Annotated in this window: 12 protein-coding genes and 6 tRNA genes; 15 read left to right on the forward strand and 3 right to left on the reverse strand. The window is 46.2% G+C overall.

From position 1 onward, the window contains the following. Positions 1 to 4: 4 nt before the first annotated feature. Both G475_RS0113780 and G475_RS0113785 read right to left on the reverse strand, forming a co-directional pair. A complete protein-coding gene (locus G475_RS0113780) occupies positions 5 to 1,018 on the reverse strand; it encodes a cytochrome d ubiquinol oxidase subunit II (RefSeq protein ID WP_026701793.1) in 1,014 nt (337 codons plus the stop codon). After that, a complete protein-coding gene (locus G475_RS0113785) occupies positions 1,015 to 2,367 on the reverse strand; it encodes a cytochrome ubiquinol oxidase subunit I (protein WP_026701794.1) in 1,353 nt (450 codons plus the stop codon). The genes G475_RS0113780 and G475_RS0113785 overlap by 4 nt, the downstream gene beginning before the upstream one ends. Before the next feature lie 269 nt (positions 2,368 to 2,636). Here G475_RS0113785 and G475_RS0113790 point away from each other — a divergent pair, with 269 nt between their 5' ends. The 9 genes from G475_RS0113790 to G475_RS0113830 all read left to right on the forward strand — a co-directional run bounded on the left by G475_RS0113790 (position 2,637) and on the right by G475_RS0113830 (position 7,093). Beyond that, positions 2,637 to 3,413 (forward strand): alpha/beta fold hydrolase, encoded by a 777-nt coding sequence (locus G475_RS0113790; RefSeq protein WP_026701795.1) that lies wholly within the window; start codon positions 2,637 to 2,639, stop codon positions 3,411 to 3,413. Continuing rightward, on the forward strand, positions 3,410 to 4,996 hold the full coding sequence (locus tag G475_RS0113795) for a UDP-N-acetylmuramoyl-tripeptide--D-alanyl-D-alanine ligase (RefSeq protein ID WP_026701796.1): 1,587 nt from the start codon (positions 3,410 to 3,412) through the stop codon (positions 4,994 to 4,996). The genes G475_RS0113790 and G475_RS0113795 overlap by 4 nt, the downstream gene beginning before the upstream one ends. Positions 4,997 to 5,017: 21 nt before the next feature. Next, positions 5,018 to 6,226 carry a D-alanine--D-alanine ligase family protein gene (locus G475_RS0113800; protein ID WP_026701797.1) on the forward strand — a complete coding sequence of 403 codons (1,209 nt, stop codon included), beginning with the start codon at positions 5,018 to 5,020 and terminating at the stop codon, positions 6,224 to 6,226. 124 nt (positions 6,227 to 6,350) lie between these two features. Further along, positions 6,351 to 6,425 (forward strand) — tRNA-Glu (locus G475_RS0113805). Between the two features lie 67 nt (positions 6,426 to 6,492). Further along, positions 6,493 to 6,578: transfer RNA gene (locus tag G475_RS0113810), tRNA-Tyr, on the forward strand. A gap of 111 nt (positions 6,579 to 6,689) precedes the next feature. Then, positions 6,690 to 6,765 (forward strand) — tRNA-Lys (locus G475_RS0113815). Positions 6,766 to 6,848: 83 nt separating this feature from the next. Next, positions 6,849 to 6,923 (forward strand) — tRNA-Gly (locus G475_RS0113820). Positions 6,924 to 6,928: 5 nt separating this feature from the next. Further along, positions 6,929 to 7,002: transfer RNA gene (locus G475_RS0113825), tRNA-Gly, on the forward strand. Positions 7,003 to 7,017: 15 nt separating this feature from the next. Then, positions 7,018 to 7,093 (forward strand) — tRNA-Ala (locus G475_RS0113830). A gap of 378 nt (positions 7,094 to 7,471) precedes the next feature. Here G475_RS0113830 and G475_RS26845 read toward each other — a convergent pair. Continuing rightward, positions 7,472 to 7,648 carry an aspartyl-phosphate phosphatase Spo0E family protein gene (locus G475_RS26845; protein ID WP_156911704.1) on the reverse strand — a complete coding sequence of 59 codons (177 nt, stop codon included), beginning with the start codon at positions 7,646 to 7,648 and terminating at the stop codon, positions 7,472 to 7,474. Positions 7,649 to 7,877: 229 nt separating this feature from the next. On the opposite strand from G475_RS26845, the gene sigW reads away from it, so the two are divergent. The 6 genes from sigW to glmS all read left to right on the forward strand — a co-directional run bounded on the left by sigW (position 7,878) and on the right by glmS (position 15,263). Beyond that, positions 7,878 to 8,444 carry an RNA polymerase sigma factor SigW gene (gene sigW / locus G475_RS0113845; protein ID WP_026701799.1) on the forward strand — a complete coding sequence of 189 codons (567 nt, stop codon included), beginning with the start codon at positions 7,878 to 7,880 and terminating at the stop codon, positions 8,442 to 8,444. Between the two features lie 16 nt (positions 8,445 to 8,460). Then, positions 8,461 to 9,102 (forward strand): anti-sigma factor family protein, encoded by a 642-nt coding sequence (locus G475_RS0113850; RefSeq protein ID WP_026701800.1) that lies wholly within the window; start codon positions 8,461 to 8,463, stop codon positions 9,100 to 9,102. 205 nt (positions 9,103 to 9,307) lie between these two features. Next, positions 9,308 to 10,129, forward strand: coding sequence for a diadenylate cyclase CdaA (gene cdaA, locus G475_RS0113855; RefSeq protein WP_026701801.1), 822 nt, complete (start codon positions 9,308 to 9,310; stop codon positions 10,127 to 10,129). After that, a complete protein-coding gene (locus G475_RS0113860; protein ID WP_026701802.1) occupies positions 10,122 to 11,384 on the forward strand; it encodes a CdaR family protein in 1,263 nt (420 codons plus the stop codon). The genes cdaA and G475_RS0113860 overlap by 8 nt, the downstream gene beginning before the upstream one ends. A gap of 42 nt (positions 11,385 to 11,426) precedes the next feature. Further along, positions 11,427 to 12,779 carry a phosphoglucosamine mutase gene (gene glmM, locus G475_RS0113865; protein WP_026701803.1) on the forward strand — a complete coding sequence of 451 codons (1,353 nt, stop codon included), beginning with the start codon at positions 11,427 to 11,429 and terminating at the stop codon, positions 12,777 to 12,779. A gap of 678 nt (positions 12,780 to 13,457) precedes the next feature. Next, complete coding sequence (glmS, locus tag G475_RS0113870) at positions 13,458 to 15,263, forward strand: glutamine--fructose-6-phosphate transaminase (isomerizing) (RefSeq protein ID WP_026701804.1); 1,806 nt, start codon at positions 13,458 to 13,460, stop codon at positions 15,261 to 15,263. The last annotated feature ends 426 nt before the right edge of the window (positions 15,264 to 15,689 follow it).

Consider the following 15,689-nt stretch of genomic DNA (forward strand, 5'->3'; position numbering starts at 1 on the left):
TTCGCTAGCGGTTTCCCCGCACATAATCAGCATCAAATAAAAATAGTCTCATGAGTAGAATTAACGATGGAATAAGCAGAAGAAGTCCTGCAATAAAGGCAGCGATCAGGGCGAGTGCCATGGTTTCATTGACAAACCCATCATATATCGTCAAGTGCGGATATAATAAATAGGGAAGGTGCGACGCTCCGTACCCAAACCATGCACTGAAAAATTGCAGCATCACGAGTACAAAGGCCAGGCCAAGCTGTCGTTTTCGATAGATGAGGAACACGGCACCAAGAAAAAAGAGCAGCGACAGCAGGAACATCCAGCTGATATCAAGCATGCTGCTGAAATGCTGTGGATTGTGACGGCGAATCGCAAAGAAAATCAGCACGCTGGCAAGAATCGTAGGACCTGACCAGAACAGCGTATAGCGCCGGAACAGCCAATATGATGCCACATCTCCGGCTTTAAAGGCATAATACGTCAGAAACGACGCCGAAATGAACAGAACGCTGACGACTGCCAGAACAACGACACTCCAGGAATACATGCTCGTGAATAATTCCCCAAGCAGAAGGGTGACCAATCCATCCGAGACATCCAGATAACCACCTTCTGAAATGGTCAGTACGATGGTAAAGGAAGCCGGAATCAGCAGTCCGCTCATCCCATATAAAAACGAATAAATCCGGCTGTCTTTCGAACCATACGTATTAAAGGCATAGTAAGAACCGCGGATAGCAATCAGTACGATAGAAATACTCCCTGGAACGAGCAGCGCCGTCCCGTAATAATAAGCGGTGTCTGGAAAAAAACCGATGATCCCGACAAAGAAGAAAACAAGAAATACGTTGGTAACTTCCCATACGGGGGATAAATACCGCTGAATCAGTTTATTAACCTGATAGTTTTTGTGGGAGACTTTGTTGTAATAATGAAAAAAACCTGCTCCAAAATCAACAGAAGCTACAATTAAATAGCCATATAAAAAAAACCACAGCACGGCAATGCCCAGGATTTCATAGTTCATGACCGATCCCTCCGATCTTCAATACCGCGGTGCTCCAGTTCGTGTGCGACCGGATTATTGTTGAACATTTTTCGAAGAACAATAGCGCTGGAAGTGCCGAGTAAGGCATAAAGTCCGATAAACAGAAGCAGCATCGCATCCACGTGCTCGGAAGTGGTTGCTCCTTCCGGGGTTCTCATAATGCCGTATAGTATCCACGGCTGGCGGCCAATTTCCGCAAACACCCAGCCGAATTCTATCGCCAGAATCGATAACGGACCGCCGGCTGCGATCGCCCACAGCAGAACCTTATGGTGCATCCAGTCTTTCTTTTTCCAGCTGAAGAGCAGATACAGCAGTGATACCAAAGCAAGGTACATCCCAATAAACACCATGCTGTCAAAAAAGTAATGCACGATCAGCGGTGCAGTATCTTCTTCCGGAAATTCTTCAAGCCCGATGACTTCGGCAGAAGGATCCCCGTGAGCAAGAATACTTAGGGCATATGGAATTTCTAGAGCATAATTCACCTTTCCATCTTCATTTAACATCCCTCCCACTACAAGCGGGGCCTCTTCTTCGGTTTCAAAGTGCCATTCCGCGGCAGCGAGTTTTTCCGGCTGATATTCGGCCAGGTATTTGCCCGACAGGTCGCCGATGACGACCGTTCCAATGGAAAAGATGAAGGCTGCCATCATCGTTAAGCGCAGTGCTTTTTTATGATACACATGATGATCGCCTTTCAGCATTTTCACCGCGCCGATCATACCGAGAACAAACGCGGAGGTGAGATAACAGGTGACGATCACGTGGGCGGTCTTGGTCGGAGTTGCCGGATTAAACATCGCGGCAATCGGATGGATGTCGGTAATGACGCCGTCTACCAGCTCAAAGCCCTGCGGCGCATTCATGAAAGCATTAACGGTTGTGATGAAAAATGCGGAAAAGGAAGCACCTAGCACTACAGGGATCATAAGGAGAAGATGCCGCATCCTGCTTTTGAACCGATCCCATGTGTACAAATAGATGCCGAGAAAGATCGCTTCAAAGAAAAAGGCAAAGACTTCCATGAACAGTGGCAGCGATATTGTCTGGCCGGCCAGCTGCATAAAATTCGGCCACAGTAAATTCAGCTGCAAACCGATCGCTGTACCGGTGACTACGCCGACTGCCACGGTAACCACAAACCCGCGTGCCCAGCGTCGGGCCAGCAGCCGGTAGTGTTCATCATTTTTACGGATGCCCATCCATTCGGCGAAAGCAATCATTAACGGGACACCGACACCGATCGTGGCGAATATAATGTGAAAACCAAGTGTCAGTCCGGTGAGCATCCGGCTGAACGTTGCAGCATCATACTCCATAAACATGAGGCATTCTCCTCTCTAAACCTATATACATCGTACCCTGAAATGCAATCCGCTAAAATGATTCTTTATGTGAAATGTATCACAAGAAGTAATGAAAGAAAAGGAAGAGGCAGTGATAATCCGAAGAAAAGATACCGATTCTCGTTTTCTTTAAGATATGATAAGATATAGTGGTGTTGATGTGTTTTGCTAAAATGTACATAAACGGAAACACAGGCGATTATATATACAGTACAGATAGAAGTAACGTAGAATAGGGGCGTATGATTGTGAACATCGATATAGATGGAGTGAAAGTGAATTACTGCGTCTCCGGAGAAGGAGCGGATGTGGTGCTTCTTCATGGCTGGGGGGCTGATATGAATGCTTTTGCTCCCATTCATCAATCCCTGGAGAAGCATTTTAGAGTATGGTCGATCGATTTCCCGGGATTTGGTTACAGCGGAGAACCACCAGAGCCTTGGGACGTCGGGGATTATACAAATATGCTCGGAACGTTTCTGCAAAAATTACATATTACCCGGCCCATTCTTATCGGTCATTCCTTTGGAGGCAGAGTGTCGATTAAATACGCTTCCGCCCATCCAGTTCATAAAGTAATTCTGGTCGACAGCGCCGGGATTAAACCAAAAAGGAAATGGCAGTATTATGTAAAAGTTTATACGTATAAAGCGTTCAAAAAACTGTTAAATCTTCCGATACTGAATCGGTATAAAGAGACGATTTTAACCAAAGTAAAAGGAAAGCTCGGTTCCACGGATTATAAAAATGTCTCCGGCACAATGCAGCAGACTATGGTAAAGGTGGTTAATGAAGATTTACGCCGTCATCTGCCTGACATTCAAGTTCCGACGCTGCTGGTCTGGGGAGAAAACGATGAGGCGACGCCGGTGGAAGATGCCCGTCTCATGGAGAAAATGCTCCCTGATGCCGGCCTTGTGGTGTTGGAACAAGCGGGACATTATTCGTATCTTGACAAATTACAGCAATTTTTATTGGTGATCGATTCTTTCCTTCAAAAAGATAAGGAGGAGCGAGAGTCATGACAGGCATACTAATCGTACTTTTTCTAGCCGCCTGGGGCTGGTATACGGCGCGGGCAGTGAAAACAAGCACGCATATGCTGCAGCTGAATTCCTACCGGACGGAACGATATTGGAAGTGGATAACGTCTCATGCCGCTAAAGCATTTCCGATTCGAAGCATTACCCCGGTGTTTGCCTTTCTTCCTTTGTTATTCGGAAGTGAAAGGCTTGTATTGGTTCTTGGCATCATTATTTTCGGACTTATTGCTTATTTTATGGAGGAGCAGCAGGAGAAGAAGAAATTAGTATTTACAGCAAGAGTGAAACGGCTGGTTGGAACTACAGGTGTTTTGTTTGCGGTAACGGCGTGTATAGGTATTTTGATTGGAACCGGTGAAGAAAGCAGCATCGGCTGGTTCGTGCTGCTGACTGTGGCTTCCTCCATTCTCGTCTGTTTCTACACCCTGGCTGCTAATGTCATCAATTGGCCGATTGAAACACAAATCAGCCAGTATTATTATCACGATGCAGAAAAAGTCATTAAACAAATGCCGAATCTGGAAGTGATTGGGATAACGGGCAGTTATGGTAAAACAAGCACCAAACACATTCTGGAAACGGTGCTGTCCTCTCAGTTTAATGTATTAATGACACCGGAAAGCTATAACACCAAAATGGGTGTGACCAAAACGGTCCGGACCATGCTAAAACCGTATCATGACATATTTATAGCTGAAATGGGCGCGAAACAGGAGCACGATATCCAGGACATCTGTGAATTGGTCCACCAGAAATACGGGATTCTTACGGCTGTTGGGGAACAGCATCTAGAAACCTTTAAAACGCTGGAAAATATTAAAAAGACCAAGTTTGAACTGATTGAGTCGCTTCCCCATGAAGGAACAGCCTTCTTAAACAAAGATGACCATAACATTATGTCCTATCAGCAGCGTAATCAGTGCCGTACGATGTATTACGGTATTGATGCAGTCGATCTTCATTACCGCGCTGCCGATATTTCTTATTCCTCAAAAGGCTCGGAGTTTACCGTTTACAAATATGACGGCACCTCTTCCCGTATTCAGACGAAGCTGCTGGGACGCCATAATATCTATAACATTCTGGCGGCTGTTGCGATGGCTTCGGAAAAAGGAATTCCGTTTGACAAAATCGCCAGAGCTGTAAAGCAAGTGCCCCCGGTTGAACACCGCCTGGAACTGAAAAAACCTTCCGGGAACATTACCATTGTGGATGACAGTTTTAATTCCAATCCTGTCGGCTCCAGGATGGCCCTGGACGTTCTGGGACAAATGCCGGAATATAAGATGCTGGTAACGCCAGGAATGATTGAACTGGGTGAAAAAGAATATGAATTGAATAAAGCTTTCGCAGAGCATGCGGCGGAAGTTTGTGACTTTGTCATTCTTGTTGGAAAAAAACAAACAGAGCCTTTACAGGAAGGACTTCAGGCGAAAAACTATCCCGCAGATCGTTATTATACAGCGGATAATCTTCAGGATGCCCTCAATAAGATGAATGAAATGGCCGTACAGAAGTCCGTGGTTCTACTTGAAAATGATCTGCCGGATACATTTAATGAGTAATAAAGCGAAGGAGAGCTATACATGAAAACAAGAGTGGGTGTATTTTTCGGGGGAGTGTCGGTGGAACATGAAGTTTCCGTCATTTCAGCACTACAGGCGGTAAAAGCCATGGATGACCAAAAATACGAAGCGGTTCCTGTATATATAAGCAAGGACCGTCAATGGTATACCGGAGAAGAACTGCTCGATATTGAAGCCTATAAAGACCTGAATAAACTGCTGGAGTCGGCGCAGCAAATCACAGTAACGACTTCGGACGATGGAAGTGTCGTATTGCAGAAAAACCCCGTTCCCCGATTTGGAAAGAAAATTGTGGCGGAAATCGACGTCGCCTTCCCGATTGTGCATGGTACTTTTGGAGAAGACGGGGTTCTTCAGGGCTTTTTTGAATTGTTGAACCTTCCGTATGCCGGCTGTGACGTGCTGTCCTCAGCCAGCGGCATGGACAAAGTGGCGATGAAACAAATCCTGCGGGACTCAAGCCTGCCTGTGCTGGATTATGTCTGGTTTTACAGCAGCCATTGGATTGAAGACAGTGAAGACATGATTACGATGATTGAAGAAAAACTGGGCTACCCAGTTATTGTTAAACCGGCAAACCTTGGCTCCAGTGTCGGTATCAAAAAAGCGGAAAATAAGGAAGAACTGGAAGAAGCCGTGGAAGAAGCGATGGAGTTCTCTTCCAAGCTGTTAGTGGAAAAAATGGTGCAGGATATGAAAGAAGTAAATTGTTCTGTCCTGGGGGATTATGAAGACGTTGAGGCCTCTGTGATTGAAGAAGTCCTGAAATCAGAAGAAATCCTAAGCTATGAGGACAAGTACCAGGGCGGCAGTAAAGAGGGAGAGGGTGCTAAAGGAATGGAAAGCACCGACCGCATTATCCCGGCGGAACTGCCGGAGCCCCTTACTAATGAAATACAGGAACTTGCTAAGGATACATTCCAGATTCTAGGCTGCAGCGGTGTATCCCGCATCGACTTTCTCATCGATCAGGCTGAAGACAAAGTATACGTTAATGAAATCAACACTATTCCAGGATCATTGTCCTTTTATCTCTGGGACCCTGCTGGTAAAGATTATGCCACGTTGACGGATCAACTGATACAATTAGCTTTAAAACGCAAGCGGGAACGGGACAAATTAGTCTTCTCGATTGATTCAAACCTCTTTTCCATGCAAAACGCGGAAGGGATGAAGGGAAGTAAAAACGGGTCCAAGCGGCAGTCTTAGAGAAACGGCTTGTTGCCCATTTAATCCGGAGCAGATGAATATAAAAAAAGTCTTGCAGAGGATCCAAGGTTTAAGATATAATACCATGTGTCAGCAAGAGAGGGTGCTTTCTTGCTGTGGCCATGGCCCGTTGGTCAAGTGGTTAAGACACCGCCCTTTCACGGCGGTAACACGGGTTCGAATCCCGTACGGGTCACCATCTACATAAACAAATGCTTGACAACCTACCGTTTTTTTGTTTAAATGAAACGGTGTCTTTCGAAATAGGAGGGGTAGCGAAGTTGGCCAAACGCGGCAGACTGTAAATCTGCTCCCTCTGGGTTCGGCGGTTCGAATCCGTCCCCCTCCACCATTTGTTTAAACATTTGAATTTCTGGATAAAATGGAGTACAATGGCTGTTAGCTATTACATATGCTTTTAGGTAGCCGGGACGAAAGAGGCAGCCAGAAGATTTTTACACAGGAGCCATTAGCTCAGTTGGCAGAGCATCTGACTTTTAATCAGAGGGTCGGAGGTTCGAATCCTCCATGGCTCACCATTTTTTAAGATAAATAGTCCTTGAAACGGAATACAGCGACAGCACTGGCTTCCGCTTCGTAATAAGAGGTAATAATGTCATAGGCGGAAGTAGTTCAGTGGTAGAACACTACCTTGCCAAGGTAGGGGTCGCGGGTTCGAATCCCGTCTTCCGCTCCATTCATGCGGGTGTAGTTTAGTGGTAAAACCTCAGCCTTCCAAGCTGATGTCGTGGGTTCGATTCCCATCACCCGCTCCATTATATACATAGACCGGGGCCTTAGCTCAGCCGGGAGAGCGCCTGCTTTGCACGCAGGAGGTCAGCGGTTCGATCCCGCTAGGCTCCACCAAATACATAAACTAATCCTTAGCTCTCTTGAGTGCTAAGGTTTTTTATTTACTCATTTCTTGAGAAACGGACGTTTGTTCCGCTATTTCTGCCATTTTTCCCATGTTGAAGGCGCTATAGGACATTTATTCCGTTATTTCCTTTTTTCCGCGTAAAAAAAGCGGTCCAGAGCCCGGATAGCGGAACAAATGTCCAAAAAAGCTGCCTCCCGACTATAAATCGGCCATTTAACGGAACAAATGTCCGCAAGGTATTCCGTCTATAGTATTCGTTTTTAACATTCCCCAGCAGTGGATGCCTTGGAAGAAAACAAAAGACAAAAATAAAAGCCTGTCCCATGCAAGGGCAGACCAGCAACAACATGATATTGTAATAAGGATTAAATCGTAGCTGCCATCCTCAGTCCAGAGTGATTGTCGTCATATTTGTTCAACAGGTGATCGAGTTCTTTACTTAGCCGCACGATCTCCTCTGAAAAGAGAGGCTGTTTACAGGCTTGCTTATTTAATTTTTCTCTTTTGATTTCAATTTCCTGCAATAGAAGTTGTTCAGACACTGATTTCACCCCTTACGTACTAAGTCTTTACTATTATTACTTATTTCCACAGTTTTGAAAACATGGGAATACCTTTTTTCACATAATTGTAAAATACTAACCTTGATTCCCCATAACATGATACAATATTATTTGCCGAATTGGGATATATTTTTAAAAAAATATGAAACGAATTTCTATTATTCTACGTATAGGAGATACCCTGAAAAAATGGGTGGAGGTCGAGAACATGGATGCGGTCGTAAAAAGGCTCATAAGAGAAATAAAAAAAGAAGGAGATCAGGATGCTTTTGCTGAATTGGTAGATTTGTATAAAGATAAAGTCTATCAAATCGCATACCGCATGACTGGAAACAGTTATGAAGCGCAGGATATGGCACAGGAAGCATTTCTGCGCGCTTATGCGAATCTGGAAAGCTATGATGAAAGCCGGAAATTCTCGACCTGGCTGTTTCGAATTACTACAAACCTTTGTATCGACCGGCTGCGCAAAAAGAAACCAGATTATTCACTGGATGCCGAGATTCAGGGAACAGATGGACTGACTGGCTATTCCCAGGTAGCAGCATCGGAAACCCTGCCGGAAGATCAGGTTGTCACTCTGGAAATGCAGGAATGGGTGCAGCGGGCAATTTCCGGTTTACCGGAAAAATACCGGGCAGCAGTCGTTTTACGTTACATAGAGGATTTGTCTATCACAGAAATCAGTGATGTATTGGACCTTCCGGAGAATACGGTGAAGACCCACATACACAGAGGCCGGGAAGCCTTGCGCAAAAGGCTTGGCAATGCGTAAGGAGGGAGGAATGAAGATGGCTTGCCAAAAAAAGTATGAGACATTACTGCATAAATACTTGGATGGGGAAACTAATCAGGAAGAGCGCACAGAACTGTTTCATCACCTGAAAACGTGCGAGGAATGTGCCCGGCATTACCGGGAGCTGAAAAAAACGATGATGCTTGTGCAGAGTTCCTCCCATATAGACGCGCCGGCTGGATTTACGGAGAATGTGATGAAAAACCTACCGGAAAAGAAAAAACGAGTGAGCTGGAAAAAGTGGTCCAGACGGCACCCCTTTTTTGTCGCTGCCTCTTTATTTATTATATTAATGGCATCCAGTCTAATTTCGGTATGGAATGAACAGGCAGGCGAAGAAATCTCCGTCCAGGGCAGCCGGGACGTAGCGATTGATGAGGAGGCCGGAACGGTTATTGTACCGGAGGGAGAAACGGTTGAAGGAGATCTCACGGTAAGGAATGCTAAAGTGGAAGTAAAAGGGGAAGTCTCCGGTGATTTGACGGTCATTAACGGAGAGCAGTACCTGGCTTCTGCCGGAGAAGTATCCGGAGAGATTGAAGAAGTGGATCAGGTGCTGGAGTGGGTTTGGTATCATACGAAACGAATAACGAAAGATGTTTTTACTATGGGAGAAGAAACCGGAGAACAGGAATAACTGCCTTTTCACATTTTTACAAAATCATAGGTGCAACAAATGAGACACCAAGTCGACTAATAGGACGGGTGTCTCTTTTTATTTGCTGAAAAATAAGTCCACGATCCTGTATAGAAAAAAAGTCACCAACGAACAGAAGAAGAAAATATGATACAATAATGACGTTGTTTTCTTTTTCTGGCCAGACTTAATTGGAGGAAGAGAGATGTTTGTTGGAGAAGATTTTCAATTTGTAAGTCTGCTGCGGGCTATTGTTGATATTGCGCTTGTAGCTTATGTTGTTTATAAATCAATCACCGTTATTCGTGGAACCCGCGCCGTACAACTGTTAAAAGGAATCACGGTAATTCTGGTTGTATGGTTTTTAAGCAGCTTCTTCGGACTCCGGACGCTGCAGTGGATTATGTCCCAGGCTGTCACTTATGGCTTGCTGGCAATTATTATCATCTTTCAGCCGGAACTTAGAAGAGCACTGGAGCAGCTTGGCCGGGGACGTATTTTTGGAAGAACGGCCACCCCGGAAGAAGAAAACGATATAAAAACGGTAGAAGCGATTATGAAATCGGTCAAGTACATGGCAAAACGCCGTATTGGTGCTTTGATATCGATAGAAAAAGAAACAGGAATGAACGATTACGTGGAAACGGGAATACCGATGAACGCCACGGTAACGTCCGAGTTATTAATTAATACTTTTATACCGAATACGCCGCTTCATGATGGAGCTGTCATTATGAGGAGAAATGAAATTTCAGCAGCTGCCTGTTATCTTCCCTTGTCCGAAAATCCGTTCATCTCCAAAGAGCTTGGCACCAGGCACCGGGCCGCTCTGGGGATAAGCGAGGTTACCGATGCTCTGACTATTGCGGTCTCAGAGGAAACCGGCGGTATTTCCGTTACAAAGAATGGAGATCTACATAGAGACCTGGATGAAGATACACTGCGGGCGATGCTGGAAAGGGAACTTATTGCAGATGTGAAACACTCCTCAAGTTTATGGCAGTGGGGAGGGAAAAAAGATGGATAGACTGTTTAACAATCCCTGGTTTGTCAGATTGGTTTCCCTGCTTATTGCTGTGATGCTTTATACAATGGTAAATATGGATAATGTGAGTAACCAGCCTGGTGTCCTGCCGGATAGTGAAGAAAGTTCTTATACTGTTAACAACGTGGAAGTAGAGGTTTATTACAACGAAGAAGAATATGAAGTGGTGGATGAACCGGAGACAGTCAATGTGGAATTGTCGGGACCTCAGACCTCAATTATGCTTTTTCAATTGTCGAGACCCTCTTTTGAAGTGTATGCTGATTTAGAGGAACAGGGAGCAGGTGTTCACAACGTTCGACTGCAGCATCGGGATTTTCCTGCTGATCTGGATGTATCCATTAATCCAAGAGTGGTCAGCATAGAACTGCAGGAACAGAAGACGGTCTCCTACCCTGTAGAAATAGATGTGAACAATGAAGACGAAACAGAAGAGGGTTATTCCCTTGGGGAAGCGGAAGCCTCCCCGGAAGAAGTAAATATTAAAGCCCCGCAGTCCGTTCATGAAGAAATTGAAAGGGTTCGTGCGGAGGTAGATGCGGCCGGAGTGAATGAAGCATTGGAGACAGAAGCAGACGTTATCGCATACGATGCTGATGGGAATGAAGTGGATGTTCCTATTGAACCAGAAACCGTTACGATTTCACTGCCTGTCGACAGTCCAAATGCCAGGGTTCCCATCAGCTTATCCCGGCAGGGAACGCTGCCCGATGATTTAAGTATCGTATCGCTTGATATTGAACCTACGGAAGCAACGATTTATGGACCGGCTGACGTAATGGAGGAAATAAACACCCTGGAAGCTGTACTGAACTTAACGCAGATTGAAGAGAACGGGACACTTGAAATTCCAATAAAAGTCCCGGAAGGAATTGAGCAGGTGGACCCCGAAGCCATAGAAGTGGCAGTAGAAGTCGGGGAACAGGAAGAAAGGACAATGGAGGACATCCCCATCACCATTGATAATATACCGGATTCCTATTCCTATACGGTGCTGGATCCGGACGAGCTCACTACAGGAGTAACGGTGTACGGCTCTGCTTCCGTGTTGGACAACCTGGATCAGGGAGATATCTCTCTGTCAGCCGATTGGGAAGACGCCGAAGATAATGACAGCCCTGCTGTTCTTCCGCTTCAGACAAACGGCCCGACAGAAGTTCGAATAGAACCCGATATAGATGAAATTGAAATAGAGTGGTCAGACGAATCATCCTCGGCGGAAACAAACGAGAATTAATGCAAATCATGGAAGAGACGCTAATGAAGGAGAGATCAAGTAATGGGTAAGATTTTTGGCACGGATGGTGTACGCGGTATTGCGAATACAGAACTCACACCAGAGCTGGCTTTTCGTCTTGGCCGCAGCGGCGGCTATTATTTGACAAAAGAAGCTGACCATCCAAAGGTACTGATCGGCCGGGATACAAGAATATCAGGTGAAATGCTGGAAGGAGCCCTTATCGCCGGCCTTCTCTCGATTGGAGTGGAAGTCATGCGGCTTGGTGTTATATCCACACCGGGTGTCGCCTATTTGACGAAGGCGGTCAGTGCTCATGCCGGAGTGATGATTTCCGCTTCCCACAATCCAGTGGAGGATAACGGAATCAAGTTTTTTGGAGCAGACGGGTTCAAACTTTCCGAAGCGCAGGAAAAAGAAATAGAAGACCTGCTGGAAGGAGAAGATGAACTGCCCCGCCCGACAGGGGAAAACGTAGGTGCTGTGAATGATTATTTCGAAGGCGGACAGAAATACCTGCAGTTTTTAAAACAGACCGTCACGGAGGATTTTTCCGGACTTCATATTGCGCTTGACTGTGCAAACGGCTCCGCTTCTTCCCTCGGCCCCCATTTATTTGCGGATCTTGATGCAGACATATCCACGATTGGAAACAATCCAAACGGGGTGAATATTAACGTGGATGTCGGCTCCACCAATCCGGAAACCTTAGCTTCGTTTGTTAAGGAAAAGGGAGCCGATGTCGGTCTGGCCTTTGACGGGGATGCCGACCGGCTGATTGCTATTGATGAAACAGGCCGGGTGGTGGACGGTGACAAAATCATGTACATCTGCGCCAAATACTTAAAAGAAGATAGGCTTCTCTCCGATAATACACTTGTCACCACAGTGATGAGCAACCTCGGGCTTTATAAAGCATTGGAAAAGCTGGGGATTGAAACGAAAAAAACTGCGGTGGGGGACCGCTATGTTATGGAAGCAATGAGAGCCGGGGGTTACAGCCTTGGTGGAGAACAATCGGGTCATATTATTTTTCTCGATCATGTGACGACCGGAGACGGGATGCTGACAGCACTGCAGCTGGTGGATATCATTAAGTCTTCCGGCAGACCTCTTTCAGAATTAGCAGGGGAAATGGAGAAATTCCCGCAAACGCTCGTAAATGTGCCGGTCGTGGATAAACATAATATCCACAGCAATACCCACGTGAGTGAAGCCATCGAACGAGTGGAAAAGGAAATGGACGGCAACGGCCGTATACTGGTAAGGCCTTCCGGCACGGAATCTCTTGTCCGTGTCATGGCAGAAGCCGAAACAAAAGAGTTGTGTGATAAGTATGTGCAGGAAGTAGCAGATGTAGTCGAGAAGTATATGGGCCGGAAGGAAGAAGCTTAAGCAAGTCTCCTCCGCCCGCACTTCTCCGTCACCTCGTGCATACGTTGGCAGAGAAACAGGTTTTATGAAAAGGAAGAGAGGGAAAGACATCTTTCAGATTCTGGTGTCTCTAGTGTGATGCCAGTTTGACAGGGAGGACAATTGTTCCTTTATTTCCCTTCTATGCCGTCATAATACAGGATAAGGGGACATCTAATCCGCTATTCGGAGAAAAAGAAGGCTTTTTTTGATGAAGAATAGCAATGAGCGGAACAATGTCCTCTACATCCTGAACTAAGTGTAAAAAACACGGAATAAGTGATCAAATGTCCATGCCGGCTCATTATTCCGGGAGGGCAGGGTCACGGAATCGATGAAAAGAATTGTCAGGATAAGGTTCTTATTGTATGATTAATCCAGAATCTAAGCGGAAAGATAAGGAGGGTAAGGACAACTTCATCATTAAAAAGCGCCCGGACTGTTCCCGGACGGTGAAGCGGAACAGTTGACGAGGAGGAGGTTCATCGAACGATCGGCGGATGCCTCCCGGTTGCCTGTCACAACCGAAAATCCAGGTTCAAACCACAGAGGCGACTCTGTGCCCAATAGTTTGGATGATGACGGCCTAACTTTAAAAAAAGAGCGGGGCATGGTGTGCCCCGTGCATCCCATGGCCCGCCCTCAGGAGGTCATGACAGTATGTGTGGAATTGTAGGATATATCGGAAACAATCAGGCAAAGGATATACTCATCAAAGGACTGCAGAAGCTCGAATACCGCGGCTATGACTCCGCCGGCATTGCCCTGGTGAATGACAGCGGCGTGGAGCTCCATAAGGAAAAGGGACGGATTGCCGCCCTTGAAGATGCGATTGGAAAGGAAGGAAAAGGGACCACCGGCATCGGTCACACCCGCTGGGCGACACACGGCGCGCCGAGCAGGGAGAATGCCCACCCCCACCAGAGCATCAGCGGCCGCTTCACGCTCGTGCATAACGGAGTTATTGAGAATTATCAGCAGCTGAAACGTGAATATCTGGCAGATGTGAATATGGCCAGCGAAACGGATACAGAAGTCATCGTTCAGCTCGTTGAATCCTTTGCGGAAAAAGGGGAAAACATCGACGAAGCCTTCCGCAGGGCCTTATCATTGCTGCATGGTTCTTATGCCATCGCACTCATCGATAAGGAAGATAACGATACGATCTATGTCGGTAAAAACAAGAGTCCGCTTCTTGTTGGAGTAGGAGATGACGTCAGCGTCGTTGCCTCTGACGCCATGGCCATGCTTCATATCACGAAAGAATTCGTCGAAATCATGGATCAGGAAATCGTGATTGTGAAGCAGGACGGTATTCAGGTGAAAAAGCTTGATGGCACGGTAGTAGAGCGTGATACGTTTACCACGGACATCGATGAAAGCGACACGGAAAAAGGCACGTACAATCACTTTATGCTGAAAGAAATCGATGAGCAGCCGTTTGTTATCCGTAATATCATTCAGAAATATCAGGATGATGACGACGGTGATATAAAACTGGATAACGCTATCCGGGCGGCGTTAAACGACGCGGACCGCCTGTATGTCATCGCAGCCGGCACGAGTTACCACGCAGGCCTTGTCGGCAAAGAACTGATGGAAAAAGTAGCAGACAAACCGACAGAAGTTCATATCGCAAGCGAATTTTTATATAATGAGCCTTTGCTGTCCAAAAACCCGCTCTTTATCTTTATTTCACAAAGCGGCGAAACCGCAGACTGCCGCGGTGTACTCGTCAATGTGAAAGAAAAAGGCTATAAATCCTTAACCATAACGAACGTACCCGGCTCTACGCTGACCCGGGAAGCAGATTTCACGCTGCACACGCATGCCGGACCGGAGATCGCAGTAGCCTCCACCAAAGCTTATACAGCGCAGATGGCCGTGTTTTCCATTCTGGCGATGGACGGCGCCCGCGCGCAGGGGATCAATACTGGTTTTAACGCCATTAACGAACTTGGTCTCATTGCCAATGCAATGGAAACCCTCTGTGACCAGAAAGACCGCATGGAGCAGGTGGCCCGTGACTACATGTTCGATACACGGAACTGCTTTTTTATCGGCCGCGCCATGGACTATCATGTCGTGCAGGAAGGCGCGCTGAAGCTGAAAGAAATTTCATATATTCAGGCGGAAGGCTTCGCCGGCGGCGAGCTCAAACACGGCACGATCGCCCTGATTGAAGATGGGACGCCGGTTGTCGGGGTGACAACTCAGGAGCATGTCAACGCTAACATCCGCGGCAACATCCAGGAAGTCATCGCCCGCGGCGCCAACGCCTGCATCATCAGCACAGAGGCGACGAAAGAAGAAGGCGACAATATCGTGCTGCCGAATATCAACGAGCTGCTCACTCCGCTCATCTCTGTTGTACCACTGCAGCTGATTTCCTATTACGCCGCGCTGCATAGAGGATGCGACGTGGATAAACCGAGAAACCTTGCAAAAAGTGTGACGGTGGAATAGTTTTAAGGAACAGGAAAATAGATTATGTGTTTAAAAATAATAAAGGCATGAAAAAATAATGAAGTTGAAAACTGTCAGCATGGAAAGACTACAATTTCCGTGCTGACAGTTTTTATTGGAAAATTATAGATGGTCAGAGTGACAAAAAAAGAACACCTGGACTGAAGCTAAGATAAAAAAATACATTAAAGAGAGTCGAGGTTATGGAGATCTTTCTAATTATAAGCCTTGGTTAAACAATCAAGACGTTCCCTCAAGTGGAAGATCCCATCGTATTATGGGATGACAGGTGGGCAACATGAATTTTTATGTGAATGAAATATTAATGGATCCATGAATCTGAGGATATGTATCGCATTCTATGGATAGATGAAAGCAATATTATTGCTTTTCTAATTGATCTTCATGACAGTAAAGCTCTGCCCT

The sequence above is a fragment of the Salibacterium aidingense DSM 18341 genome (assembly GCF_000429685.1).
GTDB classification, from domain to species: Bacteria; Bacillota; Bacilli; order Bacillales; family Marinococcaceae; genus Salibacterium; species Salibacterium aidingense.

Excerpts from the sequence above, each read along its gene's own strand:
- glmS (WP_026701804.1), top strand. The coding sequence starts at position 13,458 with ATGTGTGGAATTGTAGGATATATCGGAAACAATCAGGCAAAGGATATA.
- glmM (WP_026701803.1), top strand. The coding sequence starts at position 11,427 with ATGGGTAAGATTTTTGGCACGGATGGTGTACGCGGTATTGCGAATACA.
- G475_RS0113785 (WP_026701794.1), bottom strand. The coding sequence starts at position 2,367 with ATGTTTATGGAGTATGATGCTGCAACGTTCAGCCGGATGCTCACCGGA.
- G475_RS0113780 (WP_026701793.1), bottom strand. The coding sequence starts at position 1,018 with ATGAACTATGAAATCCTGGGCATTGCCGTGCTGTGGTTTTTTTTATAT.
- G475_RS0113860 (WP_026701802.1), top strand. The coding sequence starts at position 10,122 with ATGGATAGACTGTTTAACAATCCCTGGTTTGTCAGATTGGTTTCCCTG.
- cdaA (WP_026701801.1), top strand. The coding sequence starts at position 9,308 with ATGTTTGTTGGAGAAGATTTTCAATTTGTAAGTCTGCTGCGGGCTATT.
- G475_RS0113795 (WP_026701796.1), top strand. The coding sequence starts at position 3,410 with ATGACAGGCATACTAATCGTACTTTTTCTAGCCGCCTGGGGCTGGTAT.
- sigW (WP_026701799.1), top strand. The coding sequence starts at position 7,878 with ATGGATGCGGTCGTAAAAAGGCTCATAAGAGAAATAAAAAAAGAAGGA.
- G475_RS0113800 (WP_026701797.1), top strand. The coding sequence starts at position 5,018 with ATGAAAACAAGAGTGGGTGTATTTTTCGGGGGAGTGTCGGTGGAACAT.
- G475_RS0113850 (WP_026701800.1), top strand. The coding sequence starts at position 8,461 with ATGGCTTGCCAAAAAAAGTATGAGACATTACTGCATAAATACTTGGAT.